The 16,804-nt window shown below is 52.1% G+C and carries 14 protein-coding genes; 10 read left to right on the top strand and 4 right to left on the bottom strand.

Features of this window, described 5'->3' with window-relative positions; all coding sequences use genetic code 11:
- Positions 1-64: 64 nt before the first annotated feature.
- Positions 65-685 carry an RlmE family RNA methyltransferase gene (locus MON37_RS04780; protein WP_003762741.1) on the bottom strand — a complete coding sequence of 207 codons (621 nt, stop codon included), beginning with the start codon at positions 683-685 and terminating at the stop codon, positions 65-67.
- 108 nt (positions 686-793) lie between these two features.
- On the opposite strand from MON37_RS04780, the gene yhbY reads away from it, so the two are divergent.
- Positions 794-1,078 (top strand): ribosome assembly RNA-binding protein YhbY, encoded by a 285-nt coding sequence (yhbY, locus tag MON37_RS04785; protein ID WP_039409909.1) that lies wholly within the window; start codon positions 794-796, stop codon positions 1,076-1,078.
- A gap of 197 nt (positions 1,079-1,275) precedes the next feature.
- Here the strand turns inward: yhbY and MON37_RS04790 are convergent, their stop codons facing one another.
- Positions 1,276-3,495, bottom strand: coding sequence for a TonB-dependent receptor (locus tag MON37_RS04790; RefSeq protein WP_039409912.1), 2,220 nt, complete (start codon positions 3,493-3,495; stop codon positions 1,276-1,278).
- Positions 3,496-3,745: 250 nt separating this feature from the next.
- On the opposite strand from MON37_RS04790, the gene MON37_RS04795 reads away from it, so the two are divergent.
- From MON37_RS04795 to ruvB, 9 genes are all read left to right on the top strand, one after another.
- Positions 3,746-5,515, top strand: coding sequence for an ABC transporter ATP-binding protein/permease (locus MON37_RS04795; RefSeq protein WP_039409915.1), 1,770 nt, complete (start codon positions 3,746-3,748; stop codon positions 5,513-5,515).
- A 92-nt stretch (positions 5,516-5,607) separates the two neighbouring features.
- Positions 5,608-6,918 carry a DUF2130 domain-containing protein gene (locus MON37_RS04800; protein ID WP_039409918.1) on the top strand — a complete coding sequence of 437 codons (1,311 nt, stop codon included), beginning with the start codon at positions 5,608-5,610 and terminating at the stop codon, positions 6,916-6,918.
- Between the two features lie 109 nt (positions 6,919-7,027).
- Positions 7,028-7,993, top strand: coding sequence for an IS30 family transposase (locus MON37_RS04805; protein ID WP_242883790.1), 966 nt, complete (start codon positions 7,028-7,030; stop codon positions 7,991-7,993).
- A 157-nt stretch (positions 7,994-8,150) separates the two neighbouring features.
- A complete protein-coding gene (locus MON37_RS04810) occupies positions 8,151-8,558 on the top strand; it encodes an NfeD family protein (RefSeq protein ID WP_039404959.1) in 408 nt (135 codons plus the stop codon).
- 102 nt (positions 8,559-8,660) lie between these two features.
- Entirely contained in the window at positions 8,661-9,620 is a 960-nt protein-coding gene (locus MON37_RS04815; RefSeq protein WP_003767900.1) for an SPFH domain-containing protein, read from the top strand.
- A gap of 312 nt (positions 9,621-9,932) precedes the next feature.
- The gene (locus MON37_RS04820; protein ID WP_039404986.1) at positions 9,933-11,168 is read left to right on the top strand and encodes a multifunctional CCA addition/repair protein; all 1,236 of its coding nucleotides are present in this window, start codon (positions 9,933-9,935) and stop codon (positions 11,166-11,168) included.
- A gap of 10 nt (positions 11,169-11,178) precedes the next feature.
- Positions 11,179-11,817: a hypothetical protein gene (locus MON37_RS04825; protein WP_009311772.1), complete on the top strand. Its 639-nt coding sequence runs from the start codon at positions 11,179-11,181 to the stop codon at positions 11,815-11,817.
- A gap of 63 nt (positions 11,818-11,880) precedes the next feature.
- Positions 11,881-12,189: a hypothetical protein gene (locus tag MON37_RS04830; RefSeq protein WP_003767925.1), complete on the top strand. Its 309-nt coding sequence runs from the start codon at positions 11,881-11,883 to the stop codon at positions 12,187-12,189.
- 71 nt (positions 12,190-12,260) lie between these two features.
- On the top strand, positions 12,261-13,292 hold the full coding sequence (gene ruvB / locus MON37_RS04835) for a Holliday junction branch migration DNA helicase RuvB (protein ID WP_039404965.1): 1,032 nt from the start codon (positions 12,261-12,263) through the stop codon (positions 13,290-13,292).
- Between the two features lie 118 nt (positions 13,293-13,410).
- On the opposite strand, the gene MON37_RS04840 is transcribed toward ruvB, so the two are convergent.
- Both MON37_RS04840 and nadE read right to left on the bottom strand, forming a co-directional pair.
- Positions 13,411-15,435, bottom strand: a complete 2,025-nt coding sequence (locus MON37_RS04840) for a site-specific recombinase (protein WP_039404989.1) — start codon at positions 15,433-15,435, stop codon at positions 13,411-13,413.
- A gap of 156 nt (positions 15,436-15,591) precedes the next feature.
- The gene (gene nadE, locus MON37_RS04845) at positions 15,592-16,383 is read right to left on the bottom strand and encodes an NAD(+) synthase (protein ID WP_039404968.1); all 792 of its coding nucleotides are present in this window, start codon (positions 16,381-16,383) and stop codon (positions 15,592-15,594) included.
- Positions 16,384-16,804: the final 421 nt, after the last annotated feature.

A 16,804-nucleotide genomic window follows, 5' to 3' on the forward strand; every position in this document is an offset into this window, starting at 1 on the left:
TTAGCCAGGCTCCATGATATAAAGATAAACGAAAGAAAGATTTTAAAACACGCTGCTTGTATTGTCAGCGTTTATTTTTTCCTAATAAATAAATCTCACTGGAACGATTGCGCGATGCCTCGGGCTTGCGCGTCTGCACCGTTCCGAAGATTTCACGCATGGCTGCCATATATTCCTGATAGCCCGCTCCCTGAAATACTTTCACCAAAAAGCTGCCGCCTGTTTTCAAATGATTGACGGCAAAGTCCAAAGCCAGTTCACATAAATAAAAGCTGCGGGCTTGGTCGGTTACGGCGTTACCCGACATATTGGGTGCCATATCGCAAATTACAAGGTCTAGCGGACGGGCGTCCAGCAGGGTTTCAAATTGCGCCAATACTTCGTCTTCCCTGAAGTCGCCCTGAATAAAAGAAACACCTTCTATTTCATCCATAGGCAGGATATCCAATGCGAACACTCGTCCTGAATTGCCGACCAGTTTTGCCGCGACTTGCGACCAGCTTCCCGGTGCGCTGCCTAAATCCGCCAAAACCGTGCCGGGTTTGATTAATTTGTCTTTTTCGTTGATTTCCAGCAGTTTATATGCAGCGCGGGCGCGATAACCGTCTTTTTGCGCCATGTGGACGTAATGATCGTTTACGTGTTCGTGAAGCCAGGCTTTTGATGATTTTGAACGTACTGCCATAATTTATTTAATGATATAGAGAAACGCCGTATTGTACGTTATTTTCCCCCGAGATTGCGCCAAATCGCGTACAATGCCGCATTATTCTTTCTTTTCAAGCATTAGAACATGACTGACAATAAATTAAGCACCAAAGAAATTTTGGAATTGAAAGCCCGCGCCCACTACCTTCATCCCGTTGTAATGGTGGGACAACAAGGTTTGACCGAGTCCGTTATCAAAGAAACCGATGCCGCTCTGACGGCGCATGAGTTAATCAAAGTCCGTGTATTCGGCGACGACCGCGCCGAACGCGTTGAAATTTGCAATGCGTTGTGCGAAGCCGTCGATGCGCAACTGGTTCAGCATATCGGTAAGCTGTTGGTGTTGTGGCGTAAAAACTTGGAGGCTTGAGAAAGCGTTTGGTTCCAAACAATGAGAGGTCGTCTGAAAAACTATCAAGGCTTTCAGACGACTTTCGTTTAATAAATCTTGAAATCAGTATAGAAACAACAGCAGATTATTTATCCCTTGATATAAAAGGTCGTCTGAAAATCCCCAATCAGGGTTTTCAGACGACCTTTGTCTTTGCCGGTTGGTCTATCCGGATATTAGAAATCCAATTCCGCTTTCAGCCAGTAAGTACGCGGCATGCCGACGACGGCGAAGCTGCGGTCGTATTGGCCGCGCTGTACCTGCCAGTAGTTTTTGTTGAACAGGTTTTCTACCGAGCTGCTGACGGTCAGGGTGTTTTTACCCAGTTTGGTTTTGTAGCGCGCGCCTACGTCAACCAAGGTATAGGATGGGAAGGCGTATTGCTTTTGAGTGTCTTGGTAAGACTTGCCGAAGTACGAAACGTTGCCGTTCAAGGTCAAGCCTTTGGCAAACGGGGTGTCCCATTCCACGCCCGCTTTGGCAATCACGCGTGGGTTGGCGACTTGCACGCCGTTAACAAGATTGTCGGCGAAATTCGGGTAATCTTTTACGGTCGATTGCAGATACATCAAACCAAAGCTCGGACGCAGGGTTTTGTTCAACAAATTGGCATAGGTATTGAACTCGATACCGCGGCTGCGTTCCATGCCTTGCTCGGAACCGCTATAAGCCAAGCCTGCATTTTTGCGCATTGCGAAGTCAGTACCTGAAGTCGTATTACCGCGCCAGTAACCCGGACGTTTGATTTGGAATGCGTTCAGCGTCGTTACGAAATCGCCCCAGTTTTTGCGTACGCCGACTTCAAACTGACGGCTGACGCGCGGATCTGCCATCGTTACATGGTCATCATCGGTACGGATGTCGGACGGCTCCAAATCTTCCATATAGTTGCCGTAAACCACCAAGTCAGGCTGCGGAACCCATGCCGCCATCAACATCGGGCTGAAACGGCTCGCATCCGCTTTGCGGCCGTTTAATTTGTTTTTCTGCTCGACGGCTTGGAAACGTCCGCCCAAAGTGAGGCGGTATTTGTTGTCGACAAAACCCAGCGTGTCAGATACCGCCAAACTATTTACTTTGATCACGGTATCCACTGAAGGCGTTGCACTCCATGCCGTTCCTAAGTTGGAATCCAATTTTGCCAATTGAGTTGGAATATCAAGGCTCGGATCGATAACACTGCTTCGTGTTTGACGTGCGCCTTGATAAGTGGTGCGTTTGCGGTCGATACGGTCAAATGCGGCACTCCAGTTGTGACTTACCGGACCGGTTTCAAATTCGCCACGTGCAGTCAGATTCATACTGAGCGTTTTGAAACGCTGGTCGGTCAAACGTGCGCGACCTGAATTGTAGGTCAAACCGCTGCTCGTAACGGTAGGAGAGGCGAAATTACCATAATAGCGCGCATTGTTGTAGCCGATACCGCCTGTAATTTGGGCATTTTCAAACGCATCCCATTCGAAGGTCAGCATATTGGTCTGACCGCGCGTGTTTTGAGCCTGCCAGCTCGGCGCCAGATTCACTTTGCCTTCAGGCGCGTCAAACAAGCGGCCGTTGGCGTTTTGAATATCCTGCATACGCGCGCGGCCGCCGTTGGTTTTGCGTTTCGCGTAGATGGAATCGAACGCCACGCGCAGTTTTTCGCCGCGATAGTCGGCATTCAAGGCAAATTCTTTATTGTCTTCGCTGTAACCGTGGCGCGGGGTGTCGCCGTGGCGCAGTTTGCCGTTGGCGCGCACGCCGAATTCTTTGTTTTCGCCGAAGCGTTGACCCAAGTCGAATGTGCCTTGGGCGCGGTTGTTGCTGAACCAGCCCAAACCGATTTTACGGTTGCCTTCGTCGGCGGCTTTTTTGGTCTCGATATTGACGGAACCGGATACCGCGCCTTCAGGGTCCATGCCGTTTACGGCGGTGGACGCGCCTTTAATCAGTTGCGCGGAGCCAACTTGCACGCTGGCCGTGCCTTGCGTGCCGTACATACCTGCCAAACCGTTGACGCTGAATTGGCGCGCATCAAGCTGATAACCGCGGAAATACAGGCCGGTCAGCGTGTTGCTTTCTCCGCCAAACTGCCAAACGGAAGCGTCTTTTTTTGCTACGGCATCCACCAAAGTACGCGCTTCGGTGTTGTTAAGGGCTTGTTCGTCGTAGTTGACGACGGTAATCGGCGCGGTAAAGGCATTGGCTTTGCCCAATACGCCCAAATTTACGCGGTCGCGCAAGTCGCCGTCGCTGGCGATGGAGTAAGAGCGGGCGGCTTTGACGCGTTTGGCGTCGGCGCGGACATGGACTTCCTGCAACTGCTGTTGCACTGGGGCTTCGGGCGTCGCTTCATCGGCGGCATAAGAAAATGCGCTCATAATCAAAAGCGGCATCAGGGCTAATTTGCTGTTCATAGATTCCTTCTGTCTCTGAGGTGGGTTATTTTTGTTGCAATAAGCGTTAAAAATCACAAAGTAATTTTGCTGCGGAATTATATTTGATAATATTCTGCTTTTCTATAAAAATTGATGATAACTATTTTTAAAAACAAAAATACAACATCAATCAAAACTTTATCCATAGTAATTGTAAATTATTTTATTAAGCGGAGAATCAGGGTTTCAAACGACCCCTGCCCGCTGCCTGCCTCAAGAGACAACGCACATGCAAAAATGGCAAATCGAGCTTTATTCCACGCCGTCTTGGCTGTTACAGACCTTATTGATGGTCGCCGCCGCCTCGGCGGTGATTCTGTTTTTGGCACGCGAAACGCGCTTCGGGCGCGAGTTTGCCTATATCCTGCGGCTGTGTCTGACGCCGAAAAGCGCGGTCAAAGTATTGCTGCTGATTACGGCGATGATTGCGCTGCTGCTGACCGAAGTGCGGCTGAATGTATTGAGTACCTTCATGTCCAAAGGGCTTTACGACTCGATGCAGGATTTGAACGCCTCCGCGTTTTGGATGTTTGCAGCGATGAACGCCGGCGTGGTGCTGGTGCGGGCGTTTAACAACGTCGTCAACGACTTTCTCGATCAAGGCTTGGCGATTAAATGGTCGGAGCGGCTCAATGAAGTGCTGACGACACGCTGGCTTGCCGATAAAAACTACTACCGCCTGCAAATGCGCCGCCATGCGCCGGACAACATCGACCAGCGTATCCAACAAGACGCGCAGGATTTCATCGCCTCAACCATAGAATTTGTGCGCGGCATGGTCAATTCGGTCGTTACCTCGCTGGAATTTGCCGTTGTTTTGTGGGGCTTGGCGGGCATCCTGACCGTGTTCGGCTTCGACATTCCGCACGGTATCGTTTGGTTTGTCTATATGTTTGTGATTTTGGCGACCTTTATCGCCATGTGGATAGGCAACCCTCTGATTCGTTACAACTATGAAAACGAAAAACTCAACGGCGACTATCGTTATTCCCTCATCCGCGTGCGCGACCACGCCGAAAGCGTGGCGTTTTACAGCGGCGAACAACACGAACACGACCAGCTTGCCGACCGCTTCAAAGCCATCATCCGCAACCGTTGGCGCATCGCCCGCCAAAGCGTCTGCTTGAGCGGCTTTAACGATATGTTTACCAACGGAATCAAGCTCTTCCCCATTATTTTGCAAGCCCCGCGCCTGTTTGCCGGACAAATCAAAATCGGCGACATCCAGCAGACCGTCCAAGCCTTCGCCCGACTGCAAAACGCCCTGTCCTTCTTTCGGCTGTTCTACAACAAATTCACCGCCTACCGCGCCCGATTGGAGCGTCTGTACGGCTTTTTGCTGAGTACGGAAGAACAACACAGCGCGCAGCAACCCGACATTACCGAAGTTTCAGACGACCTCTCGCTGGAAAACGTCGTCCTGTTCCGCCACAACGGCGAAATCCTGTTGAGCGGCATCAACGTCAACCTCAAAAGCGGTGATTCCCTGCTGATACGCGGCCCGAGCGGTTGCGGCAAAACCTCGCTGCTGCGCGCGCTGGCAGGGCTTTGGCCGTTCGGCAGCAGCGGCAAAGTCAGCCGTCCGCCGCATCAAGACATCCTCTTCCTGCCGCAACGCCCGTACACGGCACAAGGCAGCCTGCGCGACGCGATTTGTTACCCCGACATCGACAAACAGCATCCCGAACTAGCCGACGCCATGAACACCTGCCGCTTAGGTTATCTCGTTGATAAATTAGACAAACCCGACGACTGGCAACACAAACTCTCCCCGGGCGAACTGCAACGCATCGCCTTCGTCCGCGCCCTGCTCTCGCAACCCAAAGTCATCCTGCTTGACGAAGCCACCGCCGCCTTGGACGAACCGACCGAGGCCCTGCTCTACCGCGCCTTAAAGCAAAAACTGCCGCAGAGCATCATCATCAGCATCGGCCACCGCAGCACGCTCAACGAGTTTCACGATTTCAGTCTTGATGTTGGCAACGTAGCTTGCGATTGAATTTAAAGCGACGAGGTCGTCTGAAAACCCGCAAGGGTTTTCAGACGACCTTTCTGCTAAAATCCCACTCTCAAACAAAAGGGAAACCCGCCATGCACGAAATCAAATGCCCGCACTGCCACACCGCGTTTACCGTCAACGAAGCCAGTTACGCCGACATCCTGAACCAAGTCCGCACCCAAGAATTTCAAACCGAAATCCACGAGCGCCTGCAACAGGCGCAGATGCAGTTTCAAAGCGATATGCAGCTTGCCCAAGCGCAGGCGCAAAATCAGTTCGACAAAATCCTAGCCGACAAAAACCACGAAATCGCCGCCCTGTCCAACCAAATCAACGCCTACGAAAAAGACAGCAAACTCGCCGCCGCCGAAATCGAAGGTCGTCTGAAAGCGCAAATCGCCGAACAGGATAAATTGATTGCCAAATTGAAAGCGCAGGCAAAATCGCTGGAAACGGCGAAAAACATGGAAAAAGAGCTGGAAATCACCAAAGCTGTTGCCGAAAAAGAGCGCGAATTGGGCAATTTGAACACGCAGCTCATGCTGCAATCCAAAGAAAACCAGTTGGAAAAACAAAGCCTGCGCGAAAAATACGAAGCCGAACTCAAACAAAAAGACGAAACCATCGCCTTCTACAAAGACTTCAAAGCCAGACAGTCCACCAAAATGATAGGCGAAAGCCTAGAGCAGCACTGCGAAACCGAATTCAACCGCATCCGCACCACCGCCTTTCCCCAAGCCGTATTCGGCAAAGACAACGACGCCAAAACCGGCAGCAAAGGCGACTACATCTACCGCGAAACCGATGAAGAAGGCAACGAAATCATCTCCATCATGTTTGAGATGAAAAACGAAAACGACGAAACCGCCACCAAAAAGAAAAACGAACACTTTTTCAGAGAGTTGGACAAAGACCGCAGAGAGAAAAACTGCGAATACGCCGTACTCGTCTCACTCTTGGAAGCCGACAGCGACCTCTACAACAACGGCATCGTCGACGTGTCCTACGCCTACCCGAAAATGTACGTCGTGCGCCCGCAGTTCTTCATCCCCATCGTCTCCCTGTTACGCAACGCTGCACTCAATTCATTGAAATACAAACAAGAATTGGCACAAATGCGCGCGCAAAACATCGACATCACACACTTTGAAGAAGACTTGGACAAGTTCAAAACCGATTTCGCCCGCAATTACGAACTCGCCAGCCGCAAGTTCCAAACCGCCATCGACGAAATCGACAAAACCATCAGCCACCTGCAAAAAACCAAAGAAGCCCTGCTCTCTTCCGAAAACAACCTGCGCCTCGCCAACAACAAAGCGACCGATTTGACCGTCAAAAAATTAGTGCGCAAAAACCCGACCATGAAGGCCGCCTTTGCCGCGTTGGAGAAAAAAGAGGATTGAGGTTCGTATGAAGTAAAGGTCGGCGGATTCGCATTTGAAGTGCAACTTTCCATAACAGAAAAAGGCCAGTATGCGGTAGCATACGGCCTTTCCTGCAAGAAAGATTGCCATGGGCTACACACAACTGACCCAAGACGAACGATACCATATCCAATACCTGTCCCGCTACTGCACCATCGCCGAAATCGCCAAACAGCTCAACCGCCACAAAAGCACCATCAGCCGCGAAATCAAGCGGCACTGCATCCAAGGACAGCAATACAGCGCCGAAAAAGCACAGAAGCAAAGCCGGCTGACCAAACAGCACCGGCGAAAACCCTATAAGCTCGATTCGCAGCTGGTTCAACACATCGACACCCTTATCCGCCGCAAACTCAGTCCCGAACAAGTATGTGCCTACCTGCATAAACACCACGGGATCACACTCCATCACAGCACTATTTACCGCTACCTCCGCCAAGACAAAAGCAACGGCGGCACTTTGTGGCAACACCTCAGAATATGCAGCAAACCCTACCGCAAACGCTACGGCAGCACATGGACCAGAGGCAAAGTGCCCAACCGCGTCGGCATAGAGAACCGACCTGCTATCGTCGACCAGAAAACCCGCATCGGCGATTGGGAGGCCGACACCATCGTCGGCAAAAATCAGAAAAGCGCGTTATTGACCTTGGTCGAACGCACTACCCGCTACACCATCATCTGCAAATTAAAGAACTTAAAAGCCGAAGACACTGCCCGGGCGGCCATTAGGGTATTAAAGGCATATAAAGCCAGAGTCCACACCATCACCATGGATAACGGCAAAGAGTTCTACCAACACACCAAAATAGCCAAAGCATTGAAGGCGAAAACCTATTTTTGCCGCCCTTACCATTCTTGGGAGAAAGGGCTGAATGAGAACACCAATGGACTCATCCGGCAATATTTCCCCAAACAAACCGATTTCCGAAACATCAGCGATCGGGAGATACGCAGGGTTCAAGATGAGTTGAACCACCGGCCGAGAAAAACACTTGGCTACGAAACGCCAAGTGTTTTATTCTTAAATCTGTTCCAACCACTGGTACCCTAGTGTTGCACTTGAAATCCGAATCCAAGGTCGTCTGAAAGCGGCCTTCCCCGTTTTCAGACGACCTTTCCCGAGTCAAAGCCGTTTGAATATTACCTGCGATACGGCTATGATGAAGCCTGTCCCTATACATTTACATTGATAATGAAAGGAATCCCGCATGACCGCTTGGTTTATTGCCGCTGCCGCCGTCCTGATTGTCGAGCTGTTTGTCGGTACTGTATATCTCTTGGTTGTCAGCGCGGCTTTGTTTGGCGCGGGATTGGTGTATGGGCTGACCGGTAATACTTCGATTGCCATCGCTGCGGCAGCCGTTTTGTCCGCCGTCGGTATCTGGGTGGTACACAGTAAATTCAAAAAAACTACGCCCCGCCAAGAATTGAACGATGATTTGGACATTGGACAGACCGTTCAAATCCTCCGCCGCCTTCACGGCGATTGCTATGAAGTTGCTTATCGGGGAACGCACTGGCAGGCGCAGGCTGAAAATGCCGATGCTGTTCAGACGACCCCTACCGCCGTAATTACTGGTAAAAACGGTAATGTTTTACTCATTCGTTTCAATTGATTGATAAAATCGAAAGGAGCATCATGGGCGAATTAATTACCCTTCCTGAAAATATTCACCTATTAATATTAATTTTTGCTCTCACCGCATAAGGAAAAAACAATGGAATTTTTATACAGTTTCCCCGTCATCCTGTTGCTTGTCGTTGTAATTTTCGGCTTCAAAGCCTTTATCGTCGTGCCACAGCAGGAAGTTTACGTCGTTGAACGCCTCGGCAGATTTCACAACGCGCTGACCGCCGGTCTAAACATCCTGATTCCTTTCGTTGACCGCGTCGCCTACCGCCACTCGCTCAAAGAAGTGCCTTTGGACGTTCCCAGCCAAGTCTGCATCACCCGCGACAACACCCAGCTTACCGTGGACGGCATCATCTACTTCCAAGTAACCGATCCGAAACTCGCTTCTTACGGCTCCAGCAACTACATCATGGCGATTACCCAACTTGCCCAAACCACGCTGCGTTCGGTTATCGGCCGTATGGAGTTGGACAAAACGTTTGAAGAGCGCGACGAAATCAACAGCATCGTCGTTTCTGCGCTCGACGAAGCGGCAGGCGCATGGGGTGTGAAAGTATTGCGTTACGAAATCAAAGACTTGGTTCCGCCGCAAGAAATCCTGCGTTCTATGCAGGCGCAAATTACCGCCGAACGTGAAAAACGCGCCCGCATCGCCGAATCCGAAGGCCGCAAAATCGAGCAAATCAACCTTGCCAGCGGTCAGCGTGAAGCGGAAATCCAACAGTCCGAAGGTGAAGCGCAAGCTGCCATCAATGCGTCAAACGGCGAAAAAATCGCCCGCATCAACCGCGCACAAGGTGAAGCCGAAGCCCTGCGTCTGGTTGCTGAAGCCAACGCCGACGCCATCCGCAAAATCGCCGAGGCAGTCCGTTCAGAGGGCGGTTCCGAAGCCGTCAACCTGAAAGTTGCCGAGCAATATGTCGCCGCCTTCAGCAATTTGGCAAAAGAAAGCAACACGCTGATTATGCCTGCCAACGTCGCCGACATCGGCAGCCTGGTTTCAGCCGGACTGAAGATTATCGACAGCAACAAAGCGGCAAAATAAACCTTACGTTTTGCCACAAGGTCGTCTGAAAACGAGTGCAACGCGTTTCGCTAGAATAAAGAGTGAATTTCGCCAAACCGTTTTTTCAGACGACCTTTATTCAAATATAGTGGATTAAATTTAAATCAGGACAAGGCGACGAAGCCGCAGACAGTACAAATAGTACGGAACCGATTCACTTGGTGCTTCAGCACCTTAGAGAATCGTTCTCTTTGAGCTAAGGCGAGGCAACACCGTACTGGTTTAAAGTTAATCCACTATACATTCTGATTGTTACCAAAGACCAATTCAATGACTCAGAAAACACACACCATCAAAACCTACCTCGTCGGCGGCGCCGTCCGCGATTATCTTTTAGGTTTGCCCGTCAAAGACCGCGACTGGGTGGTCGTCGGTGCCGACGCACAAACCATGCTGGCGCAAGGCTTCCAGCCGGTCGGCAAAGATTTTCCCGTGTTCCTCCACCCTGACACCCACGAAGAATACGCCCTCGCCCGTACCGAACGCAAAACCGCCAAGGGCTATGCCGGTTTCAGTTTCCACGCCGACAAAGACGTTACGCTGGAGCAGGATTTGATGCGCCGCGACCTGACCATCAACGCGATGGCGCAGGATTCAGACGACCTCATCATCGACCCCTTCGGCGGACAACAGGATTTGGCGGCGGGTATTTTGCGCCACGTTTCCCCCGCTTTTGCCGAAGACCCCGTCCGCATCCTGCGCACCGCCCGCTTTGCCGCGCGCTACGGTTTTGAAATCGCCGAAGAAACCATGAAGCTGATGCGGCAGATGGTGGAAAACGGCGAAGCGGACGCTTTGGTTGCCGAACGCGTCTGGCAGGAGTTGGCGAAAGGTTTGATGGAAAAAAATCCCCGAAAGATGATTGAAGTATTGCGCGAATGCGGCGCACTCAAAGTCTTGCTGCCCGAAGTCGATGCCCTCTTCGGTGTGCCACAACGCGCCGACTATCATCCCGAAATCGACAGCGGCATCCATACCCTGATGACGCTGCAACGCGCCGCCGATATGGGTCTGACGCTACCCGAACGCTACGCCGCCCTGCTGCATGATTTGGGCAAAGCCAAAACCCCGCCCGAAATCCTGCCCAAACACCACGGACACGACCTCGCCGGCGTCGAACCCGTACGCGAAGTCAATCAGCGGCTGCGCGCGCCGAGACACTGCGCCGAGCTTGCCGAACTTGTCTGCCGCTGGCACATCATGTTCCACCAAGTCGAGCAGTTCAAAAACAAAACCATCTTAACCGTCCTAAAAAAAACCGACGCTTTCAGACGACCCGAACGCTTCGCTACCGCCCTGAACGTCTGTATTGCCGACAAACAAGGTCGTCTGAACCGCGAAAACGCCCCCTACCCGCAACGCGCGCACTGGCTCGCCCTACTCGAAGCCGCCAACCAAGTGGATTCAGGCAAAATCGCCGCCGAATGTCGCGCGCAGGAAAAAGCGCACCTAATCGCCGAAGAAATCGACCGGGCGCGGCTGGCAAAAATTGCTCCTTTGCAAAAAGCGTATCAGACAGAAAAATAGGAAGCTCTTAATGACATCCTCACGTTATAAAATCGAACGCGCGCCCGACGGCATTACTGTGTCTGCGCGTGTTATACATGACTCTCAGGAAATCGGTTTTACCGCTCTATTTCTTATATTTTCCTTTGCTATTACATGCATCGCGCCGTTTTACCTTGAAGAGCATTATTTCACTGATCCAATAATAATTCTTATCCATATACTTTTTACTTTCTACCTAGTCGGCTCACTGGTTTACAGCCTTCTCTGGCAACTTTTCGTACGTGAAAACATCAAGATCCGTAACCATACCCTGTCTCATGGATACACCTTGTTCTCCATTGGACGTTGGCGTAGTTTTCCGCTATCAGAAATTTCCGAATGGCAGTTTCGTGACAATATTCCCAAAGCTCCTGTTGCAAGAGGAAGGGAAGCTGAGTACCCAAACAAAAACTACTACCAAAATGGTATAAAACAACCAAAAAACGATATCCCCAATATCTTACATATCCAAAAATGCAAACAAGGCGCATGGTCTTTCGATTATCAGGAAAAAACCATACTTATCGGCGATTTTTTTGACAGCCGTGATGCTCAGATAATCAATACTGAATTGAACAGGTTTATCCCAGCATCCGCTAAAGCCCGTCAACTTTCAGACGACCTTTGAAACAGCCGCCGCCATATCCGCTATAATCTGCCTCTCAGCCATTTCGTTACAAATATAAAAATCATGATCCTACAAACCGATTTATTGCCTAAAATCAACAACGAAGATTACCAACGCCTCATCCTCAAACACAGCGTAGAATTCAGCGAAGGCGAAATCCGCCTGCTGAACGAAATCCTCGAAAAATTCACCTTCGACGTCGTTCAGGCGCAGGCATTGGCGCAGGCGGTGATGCAGCAGGTGCGCTTCGATCCCAACGCCTACCACATCGACAGCGACGACGAAGACACCACAGGCATCTGCCCCCACTGCATCAACCCGCCCATGCCGCCCCTGCGCGATTACCTCGTTTGGCGCGAAACACGCGGCTAACCCCCTTTCAAAAAGGTCGTCTGAAAACGGCAAACCGATTTTCAGACGACCCCAAACCCACCGGAAAACCCATGCTGCAAACCGACAACCTGACCGCCGCCCAGCCCCAGCGCATCATCACCGCCCAAAGCATCTCCTCGCAGGAAGAGTTGCTCGAACGCGCCCTGCGCCCTAAAACGCTGGACGACTATATCGGGCAAGACAAAGCCAAAGAACAGCTCGCCATCTTTATCCAAGCCGCCAAAAAACGCGGCGAAGCCCTAGACCACACCCTGCTCTTCGGCCCGCCCGGACTGGGCAAAACCACGCTGGCGCACATCATCGCCAAAGAGCTGGGCGTCAACCTGCGCCAAACCAGCGGCCCCGTCCTCGAACGCGCCGGCGACCTTGCCGCCCTTCTGACCAATCTCGAGCCGCACGACGTATTGTTTATCGACGAAATCCACCGCCTCAGCCCCGTCGTCGAAGAAATCCTCTACCCCGCGCTCGAAGACTACCAGCTCGACATCATGATAGGCGAAGGCCCTGCCGCCCGTTCCGTCAAAATCGACCTACCGCCCTTCACGCTCGTCGGCGCAACGACTCGCGCAGGTATGCTGACCAACCCTCTGCGCGACCGCTTCGGCATCGTTGCCCGCTTGGAGTTTTATCAAAATCAAGACCTTGCCACCATCGTCAGCCGTTCCGCGCAATTACTGCAACTTGACATGGGCGAAGAAGGCGCGATGGAAGTCGCCAAGCGCAGCCGCGGCACGCCCCGCATCGCCAACCGCCTGCTGCGCCGCGTCCGCGATTTTGCCGATGTGAAAAACAACGGCGTAATTGATGCCGCCATTGCCGATGCCGCTTTAAGTATGCTGGATGTGGACGCGCAAGGTTTGGACGTCATGGACAGAAAATTCCTCGAAGCCATCCTGCACAAATTCAGCGGAGGTCCCGTCGGCCTTGATAATGTTGCCGCCGCCATCGGCGAATCCACGGACACCATCGAGGACGTTATCGAACCCTACCTCATCCAACAAGGCTTCCTGCAACGTACCCCGCGCGGCAGAATGGCCACCGAACGCGCCTACCTGCACTTCGGCTTGAAAATGGAAAAATAAGCGTATTGAAATGAAGAAAGGTCGTCTGAAACCGGATTTTTGGTTTTCAGACGACCTTTTTGTATCCATTCGAATGGAAGACTTGAGTCAGGATAAAGGCAAGTGCTTTTCTCGTAAGCTAGTGTTTGTCCTCACCCTCTTTGGCAGTATCTTTCCCGCCGTCTTTATCTGTCTGAACCGGCGTAACTGGGAAAAACAAGATCAGCGGGTTGGCTTTAATCTGCTGCCAGAAGCTTTTGCACAAATTGCCGACGCTGCCGATTTTCGTGCCGCGCGAGCGCAGGGCGACGAAGAGGGCGAGGGTGAAGCTGACGATGAGGTTGACCAAACCGATGGCGAGGACGCTGCAAATGCCGAGCATGAATGTGCCAAAGCCGACGTTGCCACTGACGGTGGCGTAGCCGAGGTTGGCAGAGGAGAAGGCGACATGGCGGATGTCCAGCGGCAGACCGAGGAGGTGTCCGAAGTAGCCGGTCATGCCCAAGAGCATACCGAAGATGAAGTTGCCGACCAGCGAGCCGTAGTGTTTGTGAATGTAGGCGGCGAGGACGCGGCGGGGTTTGGGGCGCATGATTTTGCGCAACAAGGGATTGAAGGGCAGGCGTTGGCGCAGGTTGAGGTAGTCGGCGCGGTTGTCGAAGAAGCCTGCGATGATGCCGGAACAGAACAGCCACAAGCCCGCAATAGCGGCATACCATAGGGTCGGATGATTGATGATGTCTATGGATTTGAACTGGTAGGCGGTGGTGTGGGCATCAAGTATAGGCTGTTGGTGCAGATGGGCATAGCCGAACGATATGGCACACGCCAAAAGGATGGCGATGGAAACGTTGCCGAAGACGGCGACGCTTTGGGAGCGGCATACGTCGATAAGGAGCTTGGCGAGCTTGTTGTCCACCGCTTTGCCGCCTTCGTTGAGATCGACTTGTTCGGCGAAGCTGGCGGCGGTCATGGCGGGCTGTTTGGTGGCGACGGTGCAGTGCAGCATATGGATGAGCATGAAGCCTATGCCGTAGTTGAGCCCTGACAGCAAGGAGGTAACGAAGGGGCTGAAGCCGAGTGTGCCGATGTGGATTTTGTGCAATGCCATCAGGGCGATGATGACGCCGCCGCCCGCCGCGGAGTAGAACATTTTGAAATATTCTTTGCGGTTGCGGGTGATGTAATGCTCGCCGTGGTGGCTTTTGTTTTCGGTAATGCTGCGGGCGAGCATGCGTATGCTGCTGCGGCGCAGGTGGCGGGTACTGTATTGCTCGACCGCGGCGTAGATGAGGGAGTTCATCAGGGTAATGGTGAGGCGGTTGCGGTTGCCGGCATCGGTTTGGATGTCGGTGAGCAGTTTCAGGCGATCTACGGTCTGCTGGAGCCGTTCAAGCAGGTGGGCGACTTTGACGGACGAGCCTGAACCTGCGCCCGTCCCTTTTCGGCGCAGATAGTCGATCTGGCTGCAACATTGGTCGAACATGACTTCAAGGTGGGCGGTGTCGTAAGGGGTGGTGTCGTTGCGGTAGTGTTCGACCAGTTTGGCGGTTTCGCGCTGGAGGGCGACGAAGGGCGAATCGGCTTCGAGCAGGCGCGGGGCGATGCGGATGAGGTCGGGTTCGATGGCTTCGGAGGCAATCCAAATGGCCAGCATTTCGATGGCGCGCAGGCGGGCGTCAACCAACTGGCGGCAGGCGTTTTGCGGCAAGGCGGGATCGGCGCTTGTGCGTATCAGGTCGTACAGGCTTAACCATTGGCGGATGCTGAGGGTTTGCAGCCATTTGTCGTCGTTTTCGGAGTGGAAAAGGTAGAGGAACACTTCGCGCAGGTTGGCAAAGTCTTTGTAGGACGGGCTGAAGCGTTCGTATATGCGTATGCCCATCTCGCGGGTAAAGCTGTGGCGCGAGAAGATGCCGAGTTTGATCAGCGCGGGATAGATGTGGACTTGCGAAAGCCAGTGGTAGAAGCGGCCACTGAAGTTTTTTCCGAGTTCTTCGTCTTGTTTGAGCGTGGAGATAATCAGGTCGAAGCGTTCTGCCGCCTGTTTTTTGCCGCCGCGCCGCAGGAATTTGATTAAGGCGTTGAGGATAAGGACGAAATCGGTGTCGGTCAGACTTTTGGAAAGTAAGGGATGTAGATTTTGGTGAGTAATTTTTTCCATTGCGGTATTTTTACATAAAACGGCGGGTTTGATAAGTTCGGGTAATTTATGCAACCTGCTGTAAGCACATTCGATATTTTGGAGCAATGTTTGACGATTTCAACCCTCTTTGTTTTGAAAAGGTCGTCTGAAAACCAGTTTCAGACGACCTTTCGCTTATTTCAGCATCTCTTCGGGAATGTTACAGACAGGAATCGGATTGACTTTGTGCTGCATGGCTTTGTGCAGGCGGGTGTAGATTTCCAAGACTTCGCGCTGCCTGCCTTCAAAATCTTCGGGACGGTGCGTGCCGTAAACACTCATCGCCCATTCGAGTTCGGGGTAGCTTGCGCCCATCTGTTCTTCGTCCGTGCGTTCGGTATCCCAAAGCCCGTCGGTCGGCACGGCTTTTTGGATGGACTCGGCGATGTCCAGTTCGCCGGCAATTTGATAAATCTGCGTTTTGGTCAAATCGGCAATCGGGCTGATGTCCACGCCGCCGTCGCCGTATTTGGTGAAAAAGCCTACGCCGAAATCTTCGATTTTGTTGCCCGTGCCGGTAACCAGCAAACCGTTTAGCTGCCCGTAATAATAAAGCGTCAGCATCCGCAGGCGGCTGCGGGCGTTGGCAAGCGCAAGCTGTTTGGCGGGGAACTCGGTTTCATCGACCTCGACATCGGCGGCAAAAGTATCGAAAGTCGGCGTCAAATCCACACGCATCCCGCTGACGTTGGGAAACGCCTGTTCCAACCGGCGGATGTGTTCCTGCGCGCGGCTGACTTGGTCGGCTTTTTGGCGGATGGGCATTTCAAGCAGTAGAACCTTCAGCCCCGTCCGTGCCGCGATGGCGGAAACGACCGCGGAATCGATACCGCCGGAAACGCCGACGACAAACCCTTTGGCGTGTGCGGCGGCGGCATAGTTTTTCAGCCAGTCGGCAATATGGCGGATAACGGCTTGGGTCTGCATAGTCAGGCTCCTGATTTGAAAGGGGGAATCATACCCGATTTTGAGAGGCTGCGGCATATGGACCGGACAGGTCGTCTGAAAATCGGTTTCGCAGCTTTCAGACGACTTTCCCCCTGTTTTCATCAGCAATAAAATCCTGCTGAAATTTCGCACAATCTTTCCCAATTTGAAACAATTTCCTGATTTTGTTATTATTCCTTCAAACAAAGAAATAATCATCATCCAATTTGTCTCACCCGCCCCCCATTACGACCGATTCATCTGTGCGTTTTTACTCTCTTTTTCCCTTGTTTTTCATCCGGCAGGACGGTTTAAACGCCATTCGTTTTTTGTCTGCGTTTTATAGTGGATTACCAAAAATCGGGAAAGTCTCGGACCCTGTCCGACAGACCATGTTTTATTCCTAGTTTTTGTTAATCAA

Origin of the sequence: Morococcus cerebrosus (assembly GCF_022749515.1) — a bacterium.
GTDB classification, from domain to species: Bacteria; Pseudomonadota; Gammaproteobacteria; order Burkholderiales; family Neisseriaceae; genus Neisseria; species Neisseria cerebrosa.